The 25656-nt window shown below is 29.4% G+C and carries 18 protein-coding genes; 6 read left to right on the top strand and 12 right to left on the bottom strand.

The features are described from left to right. Positions 1-375 precede the first annotated feature (375 nt). From CCE28_RS03120 to CCE28_RS03090, 7 genes are all read right to left on the bottom strand, one after another. Positions 376-2535: a DNA gyrase/topoisomerase IV subunit A gene (locus CCE28_RS03120; RefSeq protein WP_095130901.1), complete on the bottom strand. Its 2160-nt coding sequence runs from the start codon at positions 2533-2535 to the stop codon at positions 376-378. A gap of 10 nt (positions 2536-2545) precedes the next feature. Continuing rightward, positions 2546-4534, bottom strand: a complete 1989-nt coding sequence (locus CCE28_RS03115) for a toprim domain-containing protein (RefSeq protein ID WP_095130899.1) — start codon at positions 4532-4534, stop codon at positions 2546-2548. Between the two features lie 386 nt (positions 4535-4920). Then, positions 4921-5781 carry a 2-oxoacid:ferredoxin oxidoreductase subunit beta gene (locus CCE28_RS03110; protein WP_095130897.1) on the bottom strand — a complete coding sequence of 287 codons (861 nt, stop codon included), beginning with the start codon at positions 5779-5781 and terminating at the stop codon, positions 4921-4923. Beyond that, positions 5782-7503 carry a 2-oxoacid:acceptor oxidoreductase subunit alpha gene (locus tag CCE28_RS03105; protein ID WP_095130895.1) on the bottom strand — a complete coding sequence of 574 codons (1722 nt, stop codon included), beginning with the start codon at positions 7501-7503 and terminating at the stop codon, positions 5782-5784. It abuts the gene before it with no gap. Positions 7504-7737: 234 nt separating this feature from the next. Beyond that, positions 7738-9438, bottom strand: coding sequence for an AMP-dependent synthetase/ligase (locus tag CCE28_RS03100; protein WP_095130893.1), 1701 nt, complete (start codon positions 9436-9438; stop codon positions 7738-7740). Between the two features lie 117 nt (positions 9439-9555). After that, positions 9556-10260, bottom strand: coding sequence for an AMP-binding protein (locus CCE28_RS03095; RefSeq protein ID WP_095130891.1), 705 nt, complete (start codon positions 10258-10260; stop codon positions 9556-9558). 213 nt (positions 10261-10473) lie between these two features. After that, positions 10474-11865 carry an RNA-guided endonuclease TnpB family protein gene (locus CCE28_RS03090; RefSeq protein ID WP_095130889.1) on the bottom strand — a complete coding sequence of 464 codons (1392 nt, stop codon included), beginning with the start codon at positions 11863-11865 and terminating at the stop codon, positions 10474-10476. A 120-nt stretch (positions 11866-11985) separates the two neighbouring features. On the opposite strand from CCE28_RS03090, the gene CCE28_RS03085 reads away from it, so the two are divergent. After that, on the top strand, positions 11986-12132 hold the full coding sequence (locus CCE28_RS03085) for a ribbon-helix-helix domain-containing protein (protein ID WP_095130887.1): 147 nt from the start codon (positions 11986-11988) through the stop codon (positions 12130-12132). A 497-nt stretch (positions 12133-12629) separates the two neighbouring features. On the opposite strand, the gene CCE28_RS03080 is transcribed toward CCE28_RS03085, so the two are convergent. From CCE28_RS03080 to CCE28_RS03070, 3 genes are all read right to left on the bottom strand, one after another. Next, the gene (locus CCE28_RS03080) at positions 12630-13685 is read right to left on the bottom strand and encodes an AMP-binding protein (protein WP_095130885.1); all 1056 of its coding nucleotides are present in this window, start codon (positions 13683-13685) and stop codon (positions 12630-12632) included. A 344-nt stretch (positions 13686-14029) separates the two neighbouring features. Further along, positions 14030-14752, bottom strand: coding sequence for a HEAT repeat domain-containing protein (locus CCE28_RS03075; protein ID WP_095130883.1), 723 nt, complete (start codon positions 14750-14752; stop codon positions 14030-14032). A gap of 51 nt (positions 14753-14803) precedes the next feature. Then, positions 14804-15385: a class I SAM-dependent methyltransferase gene (locus tag CCE28_RS03070; protein ID WP_095130881.1), complete on the bottom strand. Its 582-nt coding sequence runs from the start codon at positions 15383-15385 to the stop codon at positions 14804-14806. Between the two features lie 166 nt (positions 15386-15551). Here CCE28_RS03070 and dndB point away from each other — a divergent pair, with 166 nt between their 5' ends. Genes dndB through CCE28_RS03045 form a run of 5 tightly spaced genes read left to right on the top strand, consistent with a single transcriptional unit; the run spans position 15552 to position 21798 of the window. Then, positions 15552-16643, top strand: coding sequence for a DNA sulfur modification protein DndB (dndB, locus tag CCE28_RS03065; protein ID WP_095130879.1), 1092 nt, complete (start codon positions 15552-15554; stop codon positions 16641-16643). Then, positions 16640-18082, top strand: coding sequence for a DNA phosphorothioation system sulfurtransferase DndC (gene dndC, locus CCE28_RS03060; RefSeq protein ID WP_095130877.1), 1443 nt, complete (start codon positions 16640-16642; stop codon positions 18080-18082). Before dndB ends, dndC begins: the two co-directional genes overlap by 4 nt. Then, positions 18063-20252 (top strand): AAA family ATPase, encoded by a 2190-nt coding sequence (locus CCE28_RS03055; RefSeq protein ID WP_095130875.1) that lies wholly within the window; start codon positions 18063-18065, stop codon positions 20250-20252. The genes dndC and CCE28_RS03055 overlap by 20 nt, the downstream gene beginning before the upstream one ends. Before the next feature lie 3 nt (positions 20253-20255). Beyond that, positions 20256-20651, top strand: coding sequence for a DndE family protein (locus CCE28_RS03050; RefSeq protein ID WP_095130873.1), 396 nt, complete (start codon positions 20256-20258; stop codon positions 20649-20651). Continuing rightward, a complete protein-coding gene (locus CCE28_RS03045) occupies positions 20635-21798 on the top strand; it encodes a cysteine desulfurase family protein (protein ID WP_095130871.1) in 1164 nt (387 codons plus the stop codon). Before CCE28_RS03050 ends, CCE28_RS03045 begins: the two co-directional genes overlap by 17 nt. 81 nt (positions 21799-21879) lie before the next feature. Here the strand turns inward: CCE28_RS03045 and CCE28_RS03040 are convergent, their stop codons facing one another. Continuing rightward, a complete protein-coding gene (locus CCE28_RS03040; RefSeq protein WP_095130869.1) occupies positions 21880-23112 on the bottom strand; it encodes a hypothetical protein in 1233 nt (410 codons plus the stop codon). Positions 23113-23181: 69 nt separating this feature from the next. After that, positions 23182-24984: an ATP-binding protein gene (locus CCE28_RS03035; RefSeq protein ID WP_176461635.1), complete on the bottom strand. Its 1803-nt coding sequence runs from the start codon at positions 24982-24984 to the stop codon at positions 23182-23184. Positions 24985-25656 lie beyond the last annotated feature (672 nt).

The raw sequence follows: 25656 nt of genomic DNA, 5'->3' as shown, positions 1-25656 counted from the left end.
AGGTCTATAATTTCTAAGTTGTCATAAGAGCTGATTAACTCCTTAAAATTAATTTCGTCATAAAAGTTGAAAACCCTTCCCTATTTGAAGGATATGTAAAAGATACTTTCATTTTTTAATCCATATAAATAAATCGAACATGACTTTACTCATGTCCGATCTATATTCTATGCACTATGGATCCATTAATTCATATGAAAAAGGCATACTTCGTATGCGACCTTATGGAACCCTATGGTTCCCGCAGGCGTCTGCTAACGCAATCTGAACACCTTCCTTTGAAGAGGCAGGGGAATCCTTCCCCCACACCCCCTTAATTTTTTACTTATCCACAATTTACATAATTTGTAATTTCCTAGTAAGTAAAAAATTCAATTAATCTTGAATTTTATCTTTTCTTCTCAAAGTAGTTCCTACAGATGGTATATTTCCTCTATAGTGATTTAAACTATCATATTTAACTTCACTTAAAGTTTTAATCTCCCTTAATGAACTTCCCTTAGGACATATTATAACTTCCACACCTTGGAATTTTCTATTAGTCTTTAATTCAATCTCTGATGTATTAAATATTAGTACCTTATTTTTAGTACTTATAGCCACTAAGTCCGAATCTTCTTCCATCATTTTCATAGAAATCAATTCACAATAATCAGCATAAGCATTAACAAGAACTGTTCTATTAGTTTTAGTCTGATAACTAGATAGAGGAATCTTTGTACACTTACCATTTTTGAAGAAGAATAGCATATATCCGCTATAGTCAGTAGTTGTTACCATGTATATAATCTTCTCATTATCTTCAAGATGAAGTAAACTTCCAAGATATTCTCCAAGGCTACTACTTTTACAATCATGGATTTCATAAAGTCTCTTTTTATATACCTTTTGCTTATTAGTAAACAATAGGATTTCAGATTTATTAGTAGTTTCAATCTCTTGTACTATTTCATCTCCATCCTTAAGTCTTTGTTCACTATTACCTCTTAAACTAGCATGGGTAATCTTTTTTAAATAACCTTCTTTAGTTCTAAACAACTTTAAGTTATAATCTTCAATTAAATCTTCTTTATTTATATTTTCAATATGATTTTCATAAACCACATCTGTACTTCTATCTTGACCATATTTCTTAGATACACGAGAAAGATCATTTGTAATAATTCTCTTAATCTTTTTATCACTATTTAAAGTGGCATCTAAATTTTTAAGTTCTTTTTCAAGTTTCTCTATATCTTTTATCTTTCCAATAATATATTCCTTATTGAAATTTCTAAGCTTTATCTCGGCTATAAATTCTGCTTGTTCTTTGTCTACTGAAAAACCTTCCATAAGATTTGGAATTACATCCTTCTCTTTTTCCGTTTCTCTAACTATTTTAACAGCCTTATCTATATCAAGTAAAATCTTCTCTAAACCTCTTAATAAATGTAATTTTTCTGATTTTACTCCTATATCATATATTATTCCCTTTTTAATACACTCTTGTCTAAATTTAACCCATTCAAGTAATATATGCCTTACTCCTAATACCTTTGGGTATCCATCTATTAATATATTAAAGTTACAGCTAAAGGAATCTTGAAGCTTAGTATATTTAAATATCTTTATCATAAGCTTCTCCACATCTGTAGCTCTTTTAATATCTAGGGTAATCTTAAGACCATTTTTATCAGTTTCGTCTCTAAGATCTGTAATATTTTTTATCTTGCCATTTTTAATTAAATCAGTAATTTGATCTATGATAGTTTCCACATTTGTGGTATAAGGAATTTCAACTATATCTATACAATTGTTCTTTTTATCATAGACATACTTTCCCCTTAAATAAAAAGTTCCCTTACCTTCTTCATAGATTTTTCTAATATTTTTTTCGTCATAGATAATTTCTCCACCTGTTGAAAAATCAGGAGCTTTGATAATCTCTGTCAAATCTATGGTTTCATCCTTAATAAGGGCTGTTGTAGCCTCACAGATTTCATTTAAGTTAAAACTGCATATATTACTTGCCATACCTACTGCAATCCCAAGATTAGGATTTACTAAGATATTTGGAAAAGTAGTAGGAAGTAACGTTGGTTCGTCCATAGTATTATCATAGTTTGGCATAAACTCTACTGTGTTTTTACCAATCTCTCTAAAAAATTCTTCACAGATAGAGTCAAGCTTTGCCTCCGTATATCTGGCAGCTGCAAAGGCCATATCCTTTGAGTAAACCTTACCAAAGTTTCCTTTACTATCTACATAAGGGTGTAGTAGTGCTTCATTTCCACGAGTTAACCTTACCATAGTTTGATAAATTGCCATATCTCCATGGGGGTTAAGTCTCATAGTTTGTCCCACAATATTTGCTGACTTTGTTTTAGTCCCCTTTAACAGACCCATCTTATACATGGTATATAATAGTTTTCTATGGGATGGTTTTAAACCATCAATTTCAGGTAATGCTCTAGATACAATTACCGACATGGAATAGGGCATATAGTTTGTCTCTAGGGTATCTACTACACTCATTTTTCTTATATTGTCTATCATAGCTTCTATTTTAACTCACGTCCGATCTATCTAAATACTTGTATCCATATTCTTGTATGAACTCTTTTCTTCCAGCAAGGTTATCACCTAAGAATAACTCAAAGGCTTCCTTTGTTGCCTTTGCATCAGTTGGAGTTACCTTTACCAATCTTCTAGTATCAGGACACATGGTAGTTTGCCACATCATTTCTGGTTCATTTTCTCCTAGTCCCTTTGATCTTTGAATCCTATACTTCCCTTTTAATTTCTTTAAAATTTTACTTTTTTCAGGTTCCGTATAAGCAAAGTGACTATTGCCCTTACTATCTGTAATCTCATAAAGTGGTGATTCTGCAATATATACATATCCCTCTTCAATCATAGTAGGAGTTAGTACATAAAGCATAGTTATAATAAGACATCTAATTTGGTACCCATCCACATCCGCATCGGTACATATGATGATTTTGTTCCAATTCATCTTGTCCATATCAAAATCTGTAAGTTCCTTTAGATGCTTTGACTTTACTTCAACACCACATCCAATTACACGAAGTAGGTCCATAATAATATCATTTTTAAAAATCTTTTCATAATCAGATTTTAAACAATTTAGTATCTTCCCACGTACAGGTATAATAGCTTGGAAATTAGCATCCCTTCCCATTTTGGTACTACCAAGGGCCGAATCTCCCTCCACTATGAAAAGTTCACGTATGGACTTGTCCTTACTTCTACAATCTACAAACTTCTTTACCCTATTACTAATATTATCAATCTTTTTACTAAGCTTTTTACGCACATCTATACGAGTTTTCTCAGCCTTTTCCCTACTTCTTTTATTAACTAAAATCTGTTCTAATATTTTATTTGTCTCTATTCTATTTTCAATAAAATAAATATCTAACTTTTCCTTTAAAAACTCATTCATGGCATCTTTAATAAATACATTTGTAATAGCCTTTTTAGTCTGATTTTCATAGGAAGTTATAGTACTATAAGTGTTTGCTACAAGAATTAAACTATCTTCAATATCTTGAAAAGTTACCTTCTTTTCTCCCTTATTGTACTTACCTTCCTTATTTAACTTCTTATCTATAGCATATACAAAGGCATTTTTAACGGCCTTATCTGGTGCTCCACCATACTCTAAGAAAGACGAGTTGTGATAATACTCAAGTAAATTTTTCTCATTATTAAAGCAAAATCCAACCTCAGCCTTTACCTTATACTCAGGCTTATCTTCACGATCACGTCCATTAGTTTCTAACTCAAAGTATTGCATACCTGTAAATCCAGACTCTCCACTATACTCTGTCACATAATCACTAATACCATTTTTATAAAAATAAGTGAATCGTTCATTACTTTCTTCATCATTTAAAATAAATTTAATACCCTTATTAACAATGGCTTGTCTCTTTAAAACCCTTTTAAAGAAATCTAGCTCTATATTAATATCATTAAATACTTCTAAATCTGGCTTCCACTTAATAGTAGACCCCGTATGTTTAGAGCCTGACTTTTTCTTTATATAACCTTCTTTAGTATCTGTCACATTATCTCCCTTTTCAAAGGAAAGATTATATTCATATCCATCCCTTAAAACGGTCACGTCCATATATTCAGAAGCAAATTGTGTTGCAGCCGTTCCTAAACCATTTAATCCTATACTAAACTGATAGTTGCTACCAGAATTATTATCATATTTTCCACCACCATAAAGGATACAAAAGACTATTTCCCAATTATACTTTTGCTCTTTAGGATTCCATTCAATAGGAATACCGCGACCAAAGTCCTTTACCTCTATGGATTTATCTTTAAATCTCGTTACCTCTATAACATTTCCAAAGCCCTCTGCGGCCTCATCTCTACTATTACCTATTATCTCCATTACCGTATGTTGACAGCCTTTTATGCCATCACTACCAAATATAACTCCAGGACGAAGTCTTACTTTATCTTTCTCTTCAAGGGTTGAAAGACTTTCATTCCCGTAATCATGTTTCTTACTCACTCTTTTCCACCTACTAACCTATTCTATTGACTCATCGTCTTCCAATAACCGTATTATACCATCTTTTAAAAATAAAACCAAACATGTGTTCTGCACATTATGAAGAACCATTCAAAATAGTGAAACCTTTGAATGGTTCTTTTATAGATTATCATATACATACAATCTCTGTAAACACAAACTACTGCAATTACAATAATAGGTATAATAATACTACTAGTTAATGTTAAAGATTAACTAGAGCTTTAACATTAACTTTATATTTTTTAAGGCATTAGCACTAAAGTGAATCAGACTTTTGTTCAAAAAAAAGATTATTGAAATGAAGTGTTTCCCCTCATTGCAATAATCTTTATGAGACTATCAGTAGATTAGTGTAAATATTTCTACATAAACTCACTTATTAAATCATGAAAATCTTCTTTTATATCCAATTTACTTTCAACAGTAGACTCTTTAACTCCTTCTAGGATAGCCTTATACTCTTCTTTTTCTTTATTTTCATAGAGTATCCCTGTAAACAATCCATCACATTCTATATACCTGTTCATAGCTTCCTTAAAATCATAAATATTGTGATTTTCAGATTCATCTAGATTTATTAAATTCTTCTTATACCATTCATAGGTATTAATTTTATTAAATGTTACACATGGACTATATACATTTATAAATGAAAATCCCTTATGCTCTATGCCTTTTACTATTATATCTATAAGCTGTTTTTGATTACCAGAGGTACCTTGGGCTATATAAGTGGCTCCTGCTGCTAGGGCCATTAATCCAGGTTTTAAAGGTTCTTCTACATTCCCCATGGGAGTACTCTTAGTCACAAAGCCCTTTTTACTTATTGGAGATGTATGGCCTTTTGTTAATCCATATATTTGATTATTTAGGACTATATATGTCATGTCAACATTTCTTTTCATGGCATGAACCGTATGATTTGTTCCTATGGCAAAGCCATCTCCATCCCCACCAGCTGCTATAACCGTAAGGTCAGGATTTACCATCTTTATTCCTTGAGCTAAAGGTAGTGATCTACCATGTATACTGTGAACCCCATAAGCATCTACATATCCAGATATTCTTCCTGAGCAACCTATTCCTGAAACTACAGCCAAGTTATGATTTTCTATATTTAGCTTTCCTGCCGCACTTTGTATGGCCCTTAATACAGAAAAATGACCGCACCCAGGGCACCATGTAGGTTTCACATCACTAGCATAATCCTTTGCAGTTTTCATTTAGATCAACTCCTCTACTTTGGATTTTATTTCATTTATACTAAATTTTTGCCCATTATATTTTACTAAACTATGAAGCTTACTACTTTCTTTTAATTTTGATTTTATAATAGAATATATTTGTCCTCTTATATTATTTTCTACCACTAATATAGTATTATATTTTGAATACATATTCTTAATTTGATCTAGTGGTAAGGGCTTAATCCTTCTAATTATTCCATATGCCACAGACATATTTTCCTTCTCAACCATAGATTTAATAATTCCATGATTTGATCCTAAACTCAATATTAATGTATTACTATCTTCGTTGCCATATATATCTATAGCATCCTCACCATATAGTTCTTCTAATTTATCAAATCTCTTATTCATCATTTTCTCTCTATTAATAGGTTTATCATTAGGTTTTCCATATTCACAGTGCTCAAGGCCCGTCACATGATGTATGCCATTTATCATACCTGGTATTGACCTTGGTGATATATTATCACTGGTAAATTCATATCTCTTAAAGGGTTGAGTTAATTCCTTTAACTCACTTTCCTTTAAAAGCTTTCCCCTATTAATAGGTATTTTGTTTATATCTAACTCATCAATAGTTTCCATAGATAATCCCAAATTCAAATCTACTAAAACTATGACAGGACACTGATATTTTTCAGCTAGATTAAATGCCCTCATAGTATCATAAAAACATTCTTCCACAGTAGATGGTGTTAATATAATAGATGGTATTTCTCCATGGGGACCGTAGTATAGGGCATATATATCACTTTGTTCATGTTTTGTAGGCAATCCTGTACTTGGTCCCACTCTCTGTACATCTACTATTACTACAGGGATTTCTGTAATACCTGCAAAACTTAAGCCTTCCATCATAAGTGATATACCTGGCCCTGATGTGGATGTCATAGCTCTAGCTCCACTATAAGCTCCTCCAAGTGCCATCATAAGAGCACTTATTTCATCCTCTGTTTGAACCATTATTCCCCCATACTTTGGTAGCTTGGCCCCTAGATACTCCATTACTTCTGATGCTGGAGTTATAGGATATGAAGGTATAAACCTACACCCAGCCATAAGAGCCCCAAGGCCTATAGCTTCATTTCCTATCATAGTAGCCCTCTTTATTTGTGACTTGCTTTTATTTAATTTGTATAAAGATAAGATTTTATCATCAATAGGATGTTTATATGCATTTTCTAATATATTTATATTTTTATGAACTACATCCTCACCTTTTTTCATAAAGTCTTCTTCTATAATGGCCTTTCCCGTATCTATGTTTAACCCTAATATATTAGACAAGAATCCTACTACAGCCATATTTCTCATATTATAAGTTCCATAAGTCTTTGCCATTTCTGTAATTGGCAATGGCAACATTTTCACACCTTCAGGTATATTAAGTCCTTCCATGTCCATAGTATGATCATAGATCAATAACCCTTTGTCCCTTATTTTACTTCCATTGATTTCTATTGTCTCCCTATCAAAGGCAACTAATATTTGAAATTTTTCACTATTATTTAATACTTTGTCTATGCTTATATCTATCATGTAATTTGTGTGTCCACCCTTTATTCTTGATGCAAAGGTTCTACTTCCATAGGTATAGTATCCACTGCGTGACAATATTTTCATGAGTGTTTTTCCCACTCTCACTATACCTTCTCCTTGAATCCCACCTATCATTATAGAAATATTATTTTTCATGTAAAAAACCCCCTTGTGGTTTTATATTTATTTCTTTATATCTTTTAAACAATTAACTATGATTAGGTTCTTTTTTTCCTTTTCGCTAATATGATACCCCTGTGATTATACTTTAAACCTCATCAAAGTCATTATAAAAGGACAAGCCATGGTAGTATCTACCATGATCTTGTCCTCTATGTTCATATGAATTTCATGCCTTTAAAATTTTCATGCTTAATTAACTCTAGTATATTAAGCACCACTCATTGCTTTAATAGCAAATCTCTTTATTTTTTTTGTTGTAGTTTTTTCAAATTCTGTTTCACGAATTCTGATTTCCTTAATGTTTTTATAATGGGGAATAGTCTTATTTATATCATCTATATCCTTCTCTAACTCTTTTCTTGCATCTTTAATTTCATTAGCTATAATATACTCATTGTCAAGATAGACCTCTGCAATGATATTTGTGTCTATATCTATATCCCCTTCACAATAAACTACAACTTCTTCAACATAAGGAATATTTGAAATAAACATTTCAAGTTCTTCAGGGTAAATATTTTTACCATTCCTAAGCACTATTAAGTTCTTTTTTCTTCCTGTAATATACAAGAATCCATCCTTATCAATTTTTCCTAAGTCACCAGTCCTAAACCAACCATCATTCATAGCATCTATAGTTGCTTCTTCATTCTTATAGTATCCCAGCATTACAGTTTTACCCTTTACTAATATTTCACCTTCATCACTATCAGGGAATTTATCTATCTTTACTTCACAACAAGGAAGTACCTGTCCTATGGTACCATCTCTAAAATAGTTATTTCTAAAACCAGAAACAATAGGTGAACATTCAGTAATACCATATCCATTTAAAACAGTTATACCAAAATCTCTAAATCCCTGTACATACTTAGAATCAAGAGGCGCTCCACCACATACTATAAGTTCTAAATCTCCTCCAAATCCATCAAGTACATTCTTAAAGAGCTTTCTTCTAATATCAATGCCTAGCTTAAGCAAGAAGTTGCTGGTTTTAATAGTTTTTCTCAGTAAGTTAGCTTTGCCATTTTTATTAGCCGTATCCCATATTTTTTTATACATTTTTTCCAAAAATAGTGGAACCAATATTAAGTCTGTAGGTTTAAAATTCTTAATGTCCTTTGAAACACTTTTCAAACTCTTGTTAATACATACTTTGTTTCCCCCATGTATCATACATAAAACTCCTGCTGTAAATCCAAAGGTATGATGGATAGGTAAGATAAGAACTGAAACCTCATGTACCTTAGCATGTCTTAATGTACCAACCGTATTAGCAGCAAGATTTTCATGGGATAACATTACTCCTTTACTTACTCCTGTTGTTCCTGAAGTGTAAATAATAGCCGCTAATTTATTAGCATCTATTTCGTTTTTTATAAAAGAATCATCACCTTGTGAAATTAATTGATTACCCTTTTCTATCAAGGATTCATATGATAAAAATTTATTATTATCCTCTTCACCATTCATATCAATAAAGTACTTTATCTCTGGCAATTGGTCCTCAATTTCTTTAATCATCTTTGAATATTTATGGGAATATACAATTGCTCTACAATTACTATCTATAAGGTTATTTTTTATTTCTTGTGCTGAAAGATCCTTATCAATAGGAACTATTACATTTGAACCATTAACAGTAGCAAAATATGTTACTATCCATTCATAACTGTTCTCACCAATGACAGCTATATGACTATCTTTTAAACCCATACTATAAAAAGCAGTTCCTAAAGAGTTAATATGCTCTTTTAATTGATTATAGGTTACTTTCTTTGTGTTGTTGCCTTTTATTCTATATTCAAAAGCTGTTTTATTAGAATATTTTAATGAAGCATTTTCTATGAGTTCTTTTAAATTACTTATATGATCAACTTTATAAAGTGGATAATTAGAATTTTTCATAATAAAAAACCGTCCCCCCGTTCATTGGATTACCTTTATTAACCGTATTATATCATCTTTTCAAATAGAATCAGATATTAGTTCTATACAAAATAAATCTTTATAACTTTTACTTTATTAATCACCAGTTGCCGTCTTAATAGCAAACCTCTTTATTTTTTTCGTTGTAGTTTTTTCAAATTCATTATCTCGAATTCTTATCTTTTTAATGTGTTTATAATGGGCAAGGGTACTATTTATACGATCTATATCCTTCTCTAACTCTTTTTTTACATCTTCAATTTCATTAGATACAATATACTCATTGTCAAGGTAGACCTCTGCAATAATATTGGTGTCTATATCTATACTATCCCCTTCACAATAAACTACAACTTCTTCAACATAGGGAATATTTGAAATAAGCATTTCAAGTTCTTCAGGATAAATATTTTTACCATTCCTAAGTACTATTAAGTTCTTCTTCCTTCCTGTAATATACAAAAATCCATCATTGTCAATCTTTCCTATATCACCAGTCCTAAACCAACCATCATCCATAACTTCTCTAGTTACTTTCTCATTTTTATAGTATCCTAGCATTACAGTTTTACCCTTTACTAATATTTCACCATCGTCACTACCAGGAAGTTTGTCTATCTTCACTTCACAACAAGGCAATACCTGTCCTATACTACCATCTCTTAAATAGTTATTTCTACAAACTGAAATAACAGGTGAACATTCAGTGATACCGTATCCATTTAAAACAGTTATGCCAAAATCCCTAAATCCCTGTACATATTTAGGATCAAGTGGTGCTGGTTCTAAAAATATATACAAATATACTCATTTTAGATAATTCGCACTTATTCTATCTTAAGATAATTTTAAGCCTTGGTTGAACCAGTGTATTTCATATTAAAAATACTACTCTACTTCCCACAACCGTATTTTAAATATATAAATAAAAGTTTATTTAACCTTCATTTCTGATAAAACATATGCTTTCTATTTTCATAGAAGGTACATACATTTATGATTAAATATTCTTTTTTAACTCACTCTTTTTTCTAATATTTCTTTAACTTTTTTATATGGTGTATATAAACTTATTTCTTTATCATAATTTCTATTTAGAATATTGATACTTGCATTGCTATCTGCATGAATTTCTCCACATTTAGGACACTTAAATACATCTCCTCTTCTCTTACCAAACTCTCCACACATATTACATACTTTGCTTGTATAAGCTGGATTAACATAAGTATACTTAACCCTATTTAAGTCACACTTATACTCTAATCTATCTCTTATATAACCTTTTATCCATCTCGATAACTTTCGTTTAATTGATTTTGGGTATCTATCATTCCAACTAACAAAGTCTAATTTCTCCATCACTATTTCTTTTGGAGTTTCATTTTTTATTAATTCATTTAACGAATGATTTATATATGCTTTTACAGTTTGGTTATGTTTAAGTTTATTATGATTGTATTTAACTTTTCCTAAGTTATTTTCTTTTATAGCATTTGCTTTCTTCACGTTTCCTTCTTCTAAATGAGATTTATATAAAGCCCAAAACCTATTTCTTTGCTTATTAACTTTATTTAATCTCTCAGTTTCGCTATTAAGAAATTTGTTTAATTTTTCACCATAAAATTTACCACTTGATACTGCAAATAGATACTTATAACCTTTATCAATCCCTATTATGTTTGAATTATTATTTTCTTTTACTTGTGTTTGTAATCCCTTATGAACTTGTATCCTTCTATCATCTAAAACTACTCTTAAATTTCCACTATGTACTTGCTTATCTGTTAATTCAATACACAGTCTTTTCCCTCGTTTGGCAGTCATTATGTTAATATAAAGCATATCTTTTTTCATTTGATAAGAATACATTTGTGCATCTATCATAAAAGATTTACATTCCCTACTATAAGGAATACTTTTTTTATATCTTCTAGTTAATCTTCGTATCATATTGTTCAGATATTTAAAGTTTAACTTCTTATCTTCAAACTTTTTAGGAATATGAATAGATTTATAAGTTAATACATCTTGATACAATTTATCAGCCTTTAATATATATCTAATATAATATTTTTCTTCATTTGATAAATTTTCATTGTTATTAACACATATCTTAATTCTATTTTTTATATTACTCCATTCAGTTTTGATATTGGCTATAGCTTCATCCAAAGCCTGCTTCCAATATCTAGCAGGTAATTTCCATTGCTCTGCAAACTTAGATTTTACCCATACGTCTCTAATCTCTTTTCTATATTTAGGAAGGATAAGAATGCTATTAACCCCACTATATCTTGAATATACATAGTTCTTAACATTCTTATATTGATTAGCTATATATTGTAATTCTTCTAAGTCTATTTCCTTCGAATATTGCTTTACAGTTTTCATAATAGTATCCATTATCCTCACCTCATTTGTTTTATATCTTAATTATATTATACGTCAAGTGTCTACACTTTATCAATAAGTTGTTCACACTTTTTATATTATGCATTATAATATAATTGAGGTGATTATAATATGTCAGTTAAAAAGGATAAAATACGCATAGCTGTTACAATTCCAAGAGAAATCAATGAACAATTAAAAATCAAAGCTGAACAAGAGCAACGCTCAGTATCAAATTACGTTTACAATTTAATTGTTAAAGATTTAAAACAAGATTAGGTTTACTTATTATAGTAAGCCTTATTTATATATTTAAAATACGATTGTTACTCAATTACCTAAAATATTTGTATATATTTTTAGATGTTCAGTTAAGTTCGCTACTACTCAACCAGTTCTCTTATGAACTTCTTATACTTTCACATAAGCACAGACTATATCACCATCCTAATAAATAGGATGCTCCCCATTTCCATCACCAATAGCTTGTGATGTACTGGCTTTTGCCATAGTCGTTGAAGGTTTCCCTCTTTGGGACTTCCCTGCTGATTACCCATTGTATAAACACTTAGGATTTAACCATATGCCATCTAACTAATTTTTTCTACTTTCGTAACCTTCACACTCACCTTTATTTCATGGTCATGTTGTGGTTTAGTTAGCTTTAGGGACTTCCAGCAATTAAAGGAGTTTTGGGTGATTTCATAATCACCACTCTATGCTCTTTACGAACATAGGGAGCTTTCATTTCAAAATATACTTTTGTCTATGTTTTTCTATATTTCAGCATATTTTGACAACTGTTTAGTTGCTCCACCACATACTATAAGCTCTAGATTTCCTCCAAATCCATCAAGTACATTCTTAAAAATTTTTCTTCTAAGATCAATTCCTAGGTTAAGTAGGAAATTGCTAAACTTAATAGTTTTTCTCAGTAAATTAGCTTTACCATTTTTATTAGCCCTATCCCATATTTTCTTATACATTTTTTCTAAAAATAGTGGAACCAACATTAAATCTGTAGGTTTAAAATTCACAATGTCCTTTGAAACACTTTTCAAGCTCTTATTAATACATACTTTAGTTCCCGAATGTATCATACATAAAACTCCCGCTGTAAATCCAAAGGTATGATGGATGGGTAAGATAAGAACTACAGTCTCATGTACCTTAGCATATCTTAATGTCCCAACCGTATTAGTAGCAAGATTTTCATGTGATAACATTACGCCCTTACTTACACCAGTCGTTCCTGAAGTGTAAATAATAGCAGTTAATTTATTAGGATCTATTTCATTTTTTATAAAATCATTATGACCTTGTAAGACTAATTCAGTACCTTTTTCTATGACAGTTTCATATGATATAAACTTATTATTATCCTCTTCACCATCCATATCAATAAAGTACTTTATTTCTGGTAATTGGCCTTCAATTTCTTTAATCATCTTTGAATATTTATGTGAATATACAATTGCTCTACAATTACTATCTATAAGGGTATTTTTTATATCTTGTGCTGAAAGGTCCTTATCAATAGGAACTATTACATTTGAACCATTAACAGTAGCAAAATAGGTAACTATCCATTCATAACTATTCTCACCAATAACAGCTATATGACTGTCCTTTAACCCCATACTATAAAAAGCAGTTCCTAAAGAGTCAATATGCTCTTTTAATTCCCTATAGCTTACTTTCTTTGTTTTATTGCCTTTGATTCTATATTCAAAGGCTGTTTTATTAGAATATTTTAATGAAGCATTTTCTATGAGTTCTTTTAAATTACTTATATTGTCAACTTCATAAAGTGGATAATTGGAATTTTTCATAAAAAAACTCACCTCCTGTTCATATTTATCGGTGCCAAGTTTAACACCATTACTTTAAAATCGAATTGTTTATATAATATCTTGTGTTAAGGTAAATGATTTTATAGTTAATATGTTAACTAATTCATTCTATTGTACCTACTCATATCTTTCAATAACCGTATTATATCATCTTTTTAAATGGAATCAAAAATTCGTTCTGTAAAATATAAAGAACCATTCAAAATCATAAGATCTTTGAATGGTTCTTTTAATAGATTATCATATACATGTAATCTGTGTAAACACAAACTACTCATATTAAAGTTTAATCTTCACCCTAAACTTTAATATGAACATTAACATTAATTAAATTTGTCTTTAATAATCCTTAAAGACCTATCTGCTTCATTCCTAATAGACTCTTCTTCATCATTTTCTTTAATATGATTTAATATGTCTATTACTTCTTCATTATTAAAACTCTCTAGTGCCCTAACAATTTTCCACCTAATAATTGGATCATTATCATATTCATGTAAACAATCCATAAGGTCCTTTAATATTTGTGCCTTTTCACTAACATCATTATAAAAACATAGGAAACCAATAGCATCTATTACTTCTCTTATAGCTAACACATTACCAGACTTCAATACTGTCATAAGTTCAGGTAACACATTAACACTCATGTGAGCCAATGTTCTACTTATTATGTCATGAGGCAGAGGATAACTTCTTTTATTAAAGGGCTTTTTAGGCAATTCCTTATGTTGATTCTTCCCTATAAGTCCTAAATAATTAACCATAATCCTAGCACAGTCATTATTTTTCTTTAATAGAGCATCACATAACTCAATCTTTATATAAAGCTTTTTCTCAATGGAGAGCTTATCACAAAATAAAGTTATCATTTTCTCATCTAAGTTAACCTTATTAGATAATAACCTTACTCCTATAGTCCTTTTATGAGCTTCCTTTGAGTTTAATAAATCTAGTAGCTCATCCTTATTTAAGTGTTCATATTCTAATGTATCTTCATGAACTATATATCCACGACCTTTTAATTGTTCATCTGAACTCTTCATAATAATTCTCCTACTTAATGTTGAAGGTTAATAGGAACTTTAACATTAACTTTATATTTTTTTAAGTATTATGTTTAACCAATGTTCATGTTCACGTTTAGGTCTAACATCAACAGTTGTGAATAGTTCTATAATCTCCAAGTTGTCAATCGTACTAATTAACTCTTTAAAACTAACTTCGTCGTAAAAGTTGAAGAACCTTCCATTTTTTATTTCTTCTTTATTTCCATATTTAAAAGAAAGATAAAAGACTCCTCCATTTTTCAATGCTCTAGCACAATTTTTGATTATCACATGAATATCCATCCTATTTATATGAAGTATGGATGCACAGGCCCATATGGCATCAAATTCCGACACATAGGATATTTCTCTCATGTCTTTTACTAAAACTTCTTGTCCTATTAGTTTACTTGCTGATTTAGCAAGTTCTTCTGAATAATCTATTGCTTCCACACTATATCCTTGATTTTTAAAGTAAAGGCTATCACGCCCAGATCCACAACCAAGATCTAATATCTTATCTCCCTTTTTTAGATGTTTTTCAAATCTATCATATAGATTAGTCATATCTACATTTAATGTATTTTCTACAAATGATTTAGCATTATTATTATAATATTCTTTATTCATTTCTTCTCTCCCTCAAACTCTATCTTATAACATATTTTACCATGTTATTCACATTTTCGAACACACATTCTATTTTTTATATAATTTTTCTCAAATTCTCTTTTATTACGCACGTATTTAGGGTATAATCTAAGAGGATACGTACGTAAAAAAGGAATGATATTAAATGAACGATAATTTTTATTACTCATTTCCTGCTATAAGAGGACTTCAAGCTAATCGGGACTATTATGTTATAATGTGTCCTTTTAATATTTTAGTGAAACTTTTTATGTTCAACGAAGAAGATATTCCTCCAGAACATAGAGCACAAAGAATACTAAACAAAGCTAGGATTCCCCATATAAGTAGGTATATGATAGACAATCCAAATGATTATGTTTTCTCTTCATTAACAGCCTCTGTTGATGGAGATATTAAATTTGAATCCTATGATGATTCTAATTTTAAAAACATAGGTACTCTTCAAGTGGCTATGGATAGTCGTCTACTTATTAATGACGGTCAACATAGAAAGGCGGCCATCGAGGAAGCTTTAAAGGAAAATCCAGATTTGGGCAAAGAAACTATATCAGTAGTTTTGTTTATAGATGAAGATCTAAAGCGTAGTCAACAAATGTTTTCAGATCTTAACAAACATGCAGTTAATGTATCTAAGTCAATTGGAATCTTGTATGATTCTAGAGATGAAATAGCCATATTAACTAAAGATATAATAAAATCTATAAAAAACTTAAATAACTTTACAGATAAGGAGCGTAGTCATTTAGCTAAACTATCTAGTAAGTTATTTACTTTAAGTAATATATATAAATCTAATAAGAAAATCATTGGTTCTAACACCCTTGATGATAATATGAAAAAATTCATATTAGAATATTGGACATACCTTTCTAATAATCTAAAGGATTGGCAATTCGTATTTAAAAAAGAACTTAGCGCCAAAAACTTTAGAGAATCCTATGTATGTTCCCATGGAGTTATATTAGAGGCCTTTGGACTTATTGGTAATTACGTATATTCTTACGATATTAAAAATTGGAAATCAATTTTAAAGAAACTCAACAAAATTGATTGGAATAGAAACAATCTACAGGATTGGCAGCACAGAGTTATTTCAGCAAATGGTAGAATCACAAAGAGTGCTACAAGCATAAAACTAGCCTCTAACCTTATAAAAGAAAAAATAGATTTACCATTAACTAAAGATGAAGCAAAGCTGGAAGAAAACTTTAAGAAGGGATTAATGAAAAAATGATACCAAGCTTTTTTAAAGAAAACACACTAGATGATCTATACAAAGAAATGACAATGGTATACCTAAATGATAATAGACCGTGGATTATAGGTTATAGTGGTGGTAAAGATAGTACAGTAGTTGTAGAACTTGTATATCATATGCTACTTAGCTTACCTGAAGAAAAAAGACATAAAAATGTTTATGTAGTATCTTCAGATACTTTAATAGAAAATCCTATTATCTTAAATAACTTAAATGAAAATATGAGACTTATAAATGTATCTGCAAAAAAAGATAGAATACCTATGATAGCAGAGATAGTAATACCTCATGTTAATGATACCTTTTGGGTCAATGTTATTGGTAGAGGTTATCCTACTCCAAAATCTATAATGTATAGATGGTGTACAGAAAGATTAAAAATACGACCTTCTAATAAATTTATATCTGCTCATCTGAAAAATGAAGATGTGGTAGTTTTGCTAGGAGTTAGGAAAGATGAAAGTATTTCAAGAAAACAAAGGATTGAAAATAAGCAAATAGATGGATATTTATTAACACCCCATGAAACATTAAAAAATGATATGAATAGAGCCTATGTATATACCCCTATAGTAGATTTTACTACAGATGATGTATGGGAAATACTATTAAACCAATACATGGGATTAACTCCTTGGGGATCTAATAATATAGATTTGTTTAAATTGTATTCTAAAGGATCTGGTTATGAAGGTGAATGTCCTTTTGTCACAGATAGCGGAAATACTAACACTTGTGGAAATAGCCGCTTTGGCTGCTGGATATGTACTGTAGTAAAAGAAGATAAATCTTTAAATGGATTTATCAGAAGTGAACCATGGCTTTTACCTCTAGCCCAATTTAGAAGATGGATTATGTCTATACGTAATGAATCTCAATATAGAAGAAGTTATAAAAGAAATGGTTCTGTTCAAAGAATGAAGGATGGTACTGTAATATATGGCCCTTTCACATTTGAGGCTAGACAAGAAATATTAAACAAATTATTAGAAACACAAAAAATTATCCAAAGAACTCACCCTGAAGTGACTTTAATCACATTAGATGAATTAAAGAAAATAGACGAAATTTGGGATGATGAAGAAGACTTAACTCGACAAACACTAGTTAAACTATATGAAAATGTTGTAGGTAAAAAATTACCTTGGCATGATTATAAGAAAACACTATTTGATGAAGTTGCACTAACTACTATTAAAGATTTATGTGATGAATCTAATATAGATTATCCTCTATTAAAAGCACTACTTATTCAAACAGATAAATATAAACACTATGGAAATCCGTCTAAGATGAAAAAGTCAGTAGAAAAACTACTTAACCAAGGATGGGTTCATGATGAAATAATACAACAAGCTGAGCAGGAAAAAGAAGAATCTACTAAGGAGCAATACAATGTTACTAAAGAATCTTAGACTAAAAAACTTTAAATCATATGAAGATGAAGTAGAATTTAATTTCTCTACTGATGAAAATAAAAATATAATCCTTATCGGTGGTAAAAATGGTGCTGGTAAATCTAGTATCTTTGAATCTATCAAACTATGTATATATGGCCCACTAGCTTATAAATATCAAGGATTTAATGCATTCTATATAAATAAAATTAAATCTAATATAAACAATAACGCCTTTAAAAATGACATAGTAACATCTTATGTTTCTATAGACATGGAACTGGAAGAAGGCTCTGATAAAAACTTATATACATTAACTCGTACTTGGACTTTTGAAGATACAAAACTTAACGAATCCTTTGTAGTATATAAGAATAATTCAAAAACTCCACTTAACGAAGATGAATTATTTAACTTTGAGAATTATTTAAAATCCATACTATCTCCAAAGATATTTGATTTCTTCTTCTTTGATGGAGAACAATTATCTGAGTTTTTCATTGGTAAAAACTCTAATATGCATTTAAAAGAATCTTTCTTATCTCTTTGTAACTATGATACTTTTGAAGTTCTGAAAAATAGAATTATAAATAGTAACAAAGGAAAAAGCAAACATACTGATTTAATAGATGAGTACAAAGATAATTACTTAAGCTGGGAGATGAAGTTACAAACCTTAAAAGAAGAAGAGTCTATCAATATATCTAGGATTAAAATTTTAGAAGATAAAATTTCTTTTTTAAATGCAGAAAGAAAGACCCTAGAAGAGGAATTTAAAAAACAGGGTGGCTTACTTTCAGAAGATAGAAAAAAACTTACAAATAGATTATCTGAATGTGAAAATATACGTGGTGAGGTAAATGCTAAAGTTAAAAACTTTGCTAATAACACCCTTCCCTTTATGATTTTAAAAGATAACTTATTAGAAATAGACACTCAAATAAAAAAAGAAATAAAAAATGAATCCTATATAACTACAAGCAAAACTTTAGAATCTTCCTCTTTAGGCGAGATATTACCTAAGATATTTGATCAATATCACATTGATTCCAAAGGAAAAGACATGGATGAAATATCTAAAAATATTATAGATTCATTAAAAGAAGAATTAAAACCTGATACTTATGCAGAAGATTACAGACCTTTACATCAATTATCCCATGATAATTTTAATACTGTATCTTCTAGAATTAATGAATTAACAGCTAACTATGAAGAACATAAAAAAGATATAGAAAATTCTTATGCTAAGTATAAACAAGCTGATATAGAAGTAAAGGAAATAAATAATAAATTAAATACGTCCCTTAGCAATGAAGAATTAAATTTATTCTTAGATAAAATTACAAAGCTAAATAACTCTATATCTGAGAAGGAACAATTAAAAATTCTTAAGGAAATGACTATTTCATCTCTTAAAGAAGAAATGAATGTTGTTGCAAATCAAATTGAAAAGAGTAAATCTCTTTATCATAATCTCTTAAAAGAAAATAATGTTCATGATGTATCTATGGAAATGATAGAATTATTAGCTAAAATAATAGTTACACTTACTAGTGAAAAAATCAAAGAAATTCAAACTTATTTCATGAGTATATTTAGCAAAATAATTAGAAAAGACAAATTCATAGATTACATTCATATAGATAATGATTTTAATGTTGCCCTATACATAGATAGAGAATACTCTAGTACAGATGTTTTAAATCTCTTATCTAATATAGGTAGTAATGAAATAAATAAAAAACTAGGAAATCTATTTACTAAAGATTTATTAAAGTCATTAGATGCTACTGATATAAAAGAAGCTAAAGAAAAACTTAACAATATGGATAACACTACATCTATTTCTTTAAGAACAAAAGTAGATGTGGGAGGTTTTTCAAACGGAGAAAAGCAAATATATATTTTATGTATCTATTGGTCTCTAGTAAAGGCATCAGGAATCAATATTCCATTTATAATAGATACTCCTTATGCCAGAATAGATGAGTCTCATAGAAATAGTATTACTACTGACTACTTCTCAACTATTAGTAATCAAGTAGTTATACTCTCTACTAATACAGAGATTGATGAACCTGCATATAGACAATTAAAAGACATTATTAGTCATGAATACTTAATCGAATATGACGATATAAATAGAAAAACAAATAAAACCAATGGTTATTTTTTCGAGGTGTAGAATATGGGATTTAGATTAAAAACATCAAAAGAAACTAAAGAAATATTTGAAAAACTAGATAATAGCATAAATTTAAAACCCTTTGCTCTTTGCAAAGTTGCTATGTCTCTATCTTTAAAAAATCCATCTGATGTTAAAGATTACTCAAATGATATAAACGGACTTGAATTAAATAGACAAACCATAACGGCTGAACATGATATTATGTTTAAAGTTCTTATGGAAAACCATGCAAAAAAACATCTATCTGATGATGATTACTTTCCTAAATATACAAAGTGGCATATTGATAGAGGTGCCAAAATGCTAGAATCTAAAATTAAATACTATGGAAACTTAGAACAATTTATTAAAAATATGATTAGTGGAGATGATAAGGACTATGATTTATCTAGATAACAACGCCACAACTCCTATTGACCCAGAAGTATTTGATGCTATGGAGCCATACTTAAAGGAAGAGTATGGCAATCCCTCCAGCAAGTACTATTTAAAAGCAGAAAATGCTAAAAAAGCAGTAGAAAAAGCCCGCGAGCAGGTAGCATCATTAATAAATAGTGATCCTACTGAAATAATATTTACTGGCGGTGCTTCTGAAAGTAACAACTTTATCATTAAAGGTGTGGCTGACTATCAAAAGTTCATAGAAAACTCAGGTAACCATATAATAACTTCTAAGGTAGAACACAAAGCTGTACTTCAAACATGTAAATTTTTAAATGGTGAAGTATTTATGAATAGTGAAGAAAATAATATGTATGCTCCTAAAGTTGATAGAGGCTATGAAGTTACCTTTTTAGATGTAAATGAATATGGACAAGTTTCTACAGAAAACTTATCTAATAATATTAATGACAATACAATACTAACAAGTTTAATATGGGGAAACAACGAAATTGGAAGCTTAAATGATATATTATCCTTAGCTAAAGTATGTAAAGAAAAAGATATATTATTTCACTCAGATGCTACACAAGTTTTAGGAAAACTAGATATAGATATATCTAAAGTACCAGTGGATTTCCTATCTTTTTCTGCCCATAAACTATATGGCCCTAAAGGTGTTGGAGCTGCTTTCATACGCTCAGGTGAATTTTTAATGCCTGATATAACAGCCCTTATTCATGGGGGATCTCAAGAATACGGCTATAGAGCTGGCACACATGCAGTACATAATATAGTTGGATTTGGAAAAGCTTGTGAAATAGCTAAAAGAGACATGAATGATTATATTGAAAAGATAAAGAAATCAGAGATTGAAGTTAGAAATGCTTTAAAGGAAAAATTTAATAATATAGTGTTCTTAGGTGACCCTAATAATCATATTCCTGGTACTATTAGTTTCATATTACCAGATAAGCATAATGAGTTATATATTAAGCAAATTTCTGATAGAATTGCTATTTCTAGTGGTTCTGCTTGTAGTATTAATGAGCCTTCTTATGTTTTAGATGCTATAGGTAGAAAAAATGATAATACTCATTTTTTTAGAATGAGTATTGGTAAATTTGAGAAAACTATACACAATAAACTTAATTCTATTTAACATACACTGTTCAATAGGGTATCATATATTTTTATGATACCCTATGTTTTTGAAAATCAAGTCCTGTGTTTTAATTTTTTGTCATAGATTACTCAGTAAACATTCACGAGATTGCTTAACACTATCTTTCTTCTCTCGATATAATAGTTCTTTTTCTTTATTTCCATTTTTAATGTATTCTTCAATCAACAAATAGTATACATCAGCTAGACTTTTATATACCTTACTCCTATCTGTTTTTCTGTTGGAAAATTTCAGGAATTTAATGTAATCACCTTCTGCATCCTGTAAAAATTTCACTTTATCTTTCTTTGCTAATATCGCTATTTTTTGATTTAATGTCCCTCTATAAAGGAAATAATTTTTATATAGATTTTCCTTCTCTACTATATCTATATTATCTCCACCTATGTTTAAATATGCCAAGGCGTTTTGATATGATTCCAATTTTACATCTTTAGATAAATCCAAATTTCCTTTGGAGTGATATATATTACCTATAATGTAAGCAATATCTTTTTCATCACACATATATTTTTCATTAGATAATGTACATCTAATAACTCTCATATATTCTTCTATTGATGATTCGTAATTAGTAAATGCTTCTTGTGTGCAATTTTTTTCAGCATAAGCATTTGCTAAATTAAAGTAATCTCTTGCTATAAGTATATTTAATGCCCTATTTTCTCCTATTTTCCTAGCCTTTATCCACAATTTAAGCATTTTATCTAACTTGTTTATTTCAAGTAAATCTGAGTCATTAACATCCTTTGCTTTTTCAATTAAATCTGTATACTCTTTATTGCTATTTAATTCTTCATTGTCACTCAAATTATTAGTATTCATTTCCTTATTTATATTTTCTATAATTTTAACCTGTAATTCTTGTTGAAATTTATACTCAGATTTATTAATATTAACATCAGGTCTTGCAGATATAATTATTTTATTTTTTTCGATAGGTATTATTTTATCCTTCTGTATTACCTCTTGATTTTGTGGCTCTATGTTCATAATATTTTCTTCTATATTACTATCTTTTTGTGCATTACATTCATATATACCTATAATACCTGTCATAGCTATACAGAGAATAACGACACAGCTAATCTTACTTTTATCTGAATCTTTATAAAAAACAGCTGTAACAACAGTCACTAAGGCACTCAAAAATATTATTCTTTGTACAAAGTTTTTGAAATATTTACCTTCTACAACTGGAACTTGAGTAATTACAATAAACATAATAAAAAGCATTAGCCCAATATATATTATGAATCCCCATGATATTTTTATGTCAATGTTTTTCATATATCATCCTCCTGTATTTATGCTTAGATTTCACTATGTTATCAAGTCAAAATACTATTTTAGCTCTAATTATCCTTCCATTTGATTTATTGCAGTTGCTAAAGCTGTCCCCCATTGAAATCTTAAATTCCTAAGAAAATCATCATTATTATCAAATATTGATTCAGATTTTCCATAGCTTAGTATTAATAACATAATAGCATCTCTAATTTTTTGTTTTTGTATGATATTATCAAGTTCTTCACTTTCTGATTCCGTGTCATTCTCTATGTCTCCACATATCGGTACAAAAACCTTTTGATAAAATGGATGGTTTATATTTAATTTGATAATTAACTTTCCTAAAATATGTTCAGTTTCAAAAAATATATTTTGAGGATAACTTACTGGCTCTATTTTGTATGGTTTATTCTCGATTTCTTGTTTTTTTATTAATCGTTTTTTATTAACTTCTTCCTCATTTTCACCTTTAGTAATTACTTCATTTATTATTCTATTTATTCTTTTATCTGCTTCTTGTTCACTCAAATCAGTCCCTTTTCTTCCTTTTGCTAAAACTGAAGATGCATTTTTCATGATTTCTTCAGAAGAATCAAATATGCCTGCTTTACTTCCATTTTCAGCTTTTGTTTTTTTCATTTTAGCTTGAATTTCTTTTCTTAAACTCTCTACTACAGGGGCTATAACTTGTCTAATTTTATCTCTTAACGAAGGAATAGGTTCTGCTCCACGCTTTATATAACGCACTGTAAAATATTCATCTAGTTCAGCCGGAAAAGAAATTTCACATCCCCAAAAACGATCTATTTTTTCATATTTAGCCGTACCTTTCATTCCTATAATATAAGGTACTTTTCCATAGAGTACTTCTCTACCTGCTCTTAATATTGATATACCTTCATTTTTGTCTATTTTCCTTTTTTTAGCAAAATCATTACCACCATCACCTCTTACCAAACGCCATTGTTCAGGTAATAACGACATTTTTATTTTAACTTCTGCAAATTCTCCATTAGAATTAGGAATTTCTAAATTTAGAGTAGTTTCACCTTTTTCTTCTGCTTTTAGATCCATTCCATCTTTAGAGTCAAATTTAGTTGGACCTATAAGATATAATGGATCATGTAAATATACCTTTTCTTCATTTAACATTATTTCAATTCCACTATAAATAAATTTCCTATATGTTCTTCCTATAAAATTAGATAATCCACTAATATGCTCCGATGCATTTATTGGCTCACTTTTTACCATGTCATATTGTAAACGGTCACATTTTTTCAAAATTATTATTGTTCCTGTGGAATTTTTTAAATATTCTTTATATTTTTCAGATGGCTCTCTTAATACAGGCTTAGGTATTCCATGTAATTTATCCTGTCTTATATCATCTAAATCTATATACGTATATTTGAAATCTTCATTCCTGCTATTCCTTGTATAAACTTCTATACGTCTTGCAAGTGATATTCCACCTAAAGTCAATCCCACGCCAAACTTGCCAATCCCTAATTTACCTCCACTTCTAGGTAACTCACGACATGTTTCTCCTAATACTAAACATTTATGATGTACCTCTTCTGTCATACCTTGTCCATTATCAATAATTGCAACTTCTTTAACTATATCGGTTTTTCTACTTCTACCTTTTTTTTCAAATTTATGATTTTCTACCTCTATATTAATCCATATTTTATTAGCTCCAGATTCAATAGAATTATCTGTAATTTCCCCTATTCCACTCTCGAAACTATATTCTGCGTGTCTTAAAGATTCGTACAATCTTTGTGGCTTTATTAAAGCCTTTTCCTCTACTTCTTTACTATTACTTGTTTCCACTTTTAAATTTTCATTAACGATTTCTTTTTTCATAAAATTTTGCCTCCTTAGATTATTGTCTATTGCCTCTAACATATAGCTCCAAAAAAAAAGATCTGTAGTCTACAGATCTTTCAAGCATTTATGTTAACAGAAATCCAAAGAGCTTTAATTTATATTACAAATATAACAATATCACATAGATTTAATATCTCTGCATTATACATTTAGTTTTCTCTATTAACATAACTAAAAAAAGATCTACCAAAGTAGACCTCTATAGACATATATGTTAACAGAATTTCAGAAAACCTAAATATACAACCTAGATATAAATAACCATTAGTTATATTATTTACAATATTATATATAGTATTAGCTCTCTTCTGAATATTCTGTTCCCACAGGCTTTGCCATGAGACCCTTCAGACTTTATGGTTATATATTACCATCAATCCCTTATATTGTAAATATGTTTTTTGTTATTTTCTGATTTTTTTCTACAATTATTGTTCAATTATCTAAAATAACTAGTAATGTTAACATATTACTAATTATTTTTTATTTATTTCTCATATGCATTTGTAATAAATCGCATACTTACCAACCTATTCTCGTGTCTAAACTTAAAATAGAATTTTTATCAAATAATGCTTTATTATCATTACCTAGTTGCTCTTAAAATTTCTAATATCATATCCTATAAAAAACTTAGTTACCTGATTT

Source organism: Anaeromicrobium sediminis (genome assembly GCF_002270055.1).
GTDB lineage: Bacteria > Bacillota > Clostridia > Peptostreptococcales > Thermotaleaceae > Anaeromicrobium > Anaeromicrobium sediminis.
This window is presented reverse-complemented; position numbering and strand designations above follow the sequence as displayed.

Bases quoted from the DNA above. Each gene is read 5' to 3' on its own strand.
- CCE28_RS03110 (WP_095130897.1), bottom strand. From the start codon at position 5,781: ATGAAAACTGCAAAGGATTATGCTAGTGATGTGAAACCTACATGGTGC.
- CCE28_RS03070 (WP_095130881.1), bottom strand. From the start codon at position 15,385: ATGAATAAAGAATATTATAATAATAATGCTAAATCATTTGTAGAAAAT.
- CCE28_RS03045 (WP_095130871.1), top strand. From the start codon at position 20,635: ATGATTTATCTAGATAACAACGCCACAACTCCTATTGACCCAGAAGTA.
- CCE28_RS03080 (WP_095130885.1), bottom strand. From the start codon at position 13,685: ATGAAAAATTCCAATTATCCACTTTATGAAGTTGACAATATAAGTAAT.
- CCE28_RS03085 (WP_095130887.1), top strand. From the start codon at position 11,986: ATGTCAGTTAAAAAGGATAAAATACGCATAGCTGTTACAATTCCAAGA.
- CCE28_RS03055 (WP_095130875.1), top strand. From the start codon at position 18,063: ATGTTACTAAAGAATCTTAGACTAAAAAACTTTAAATCATATGAAGAT.
- CCE28_RS03040 (WP_095130869.1), bottom strand. From the start codon at position 23,112: ATGAAAAACATTGACATAAAAATATCATGGGGATTCATAATATATATT.
- CCE28_RS03120 (WP_095130901.1), bottom strand. From the start codon at position 2,535: ATGATAGACAATATAAGAAAAATGAGTGTAGTAGATACCCTAGAGACA.
- CCE28_RS03105 (WP_095130895.1), bottom strand. From the start codon at position 7,503: ATGAAAAATAATATTTCTATAATGATAGGTGGGATTCAAGGAGAAGGT.
- dndB (WP_095130879.1), top strand. From the start codon at position 15,552: ATGAACGATAATTTTTATTACTCATTTCCTGCTATAAGAGGACTTCAA.
- CCE28_RS03035 (WP_176461635.1), bottom strand. From the start codon at position 24,984: ATGAAAAAAGAAATCGTTAATGAAAATTTAAAAGTGGAAACAAGTAAT.
- CCE28_RS03090 (WP_095130889.1), bottom strand. From the start codon at position 11,865: ATGGATACTATTATGAAAACTGTAAAGCAATATTCGAAGGAAATAGAC.
- dndC (WP_095130877.1), top strand. From the start codon at position 16,640: ATGATACCAAGCTTTTTTAAAGAAAACACACTAGATGATCTATACAAA.
- CCE28_RS03050 (WP_095130873.1), top strand. From the start codon at position 20,256: ATGGGATTTAGATTAAAAACATCAAAAGAAACTAAAGAAATATTTGAA.
- CCE28_RS03075 (WP_095130883.1), bottom strand. From the start codon at position 14,752: ATGAAGAGTTCAGATGAACAATTAAAAGGTCGTGGATATATAGTTCAT.
- CCE28_RS03100 (WP_095130893.1), bottom strand. From the start codon at position 9,438: ATGAAAAATTCTAATTATCCACTTTATAAAGTTGATCATATAAGTAAT.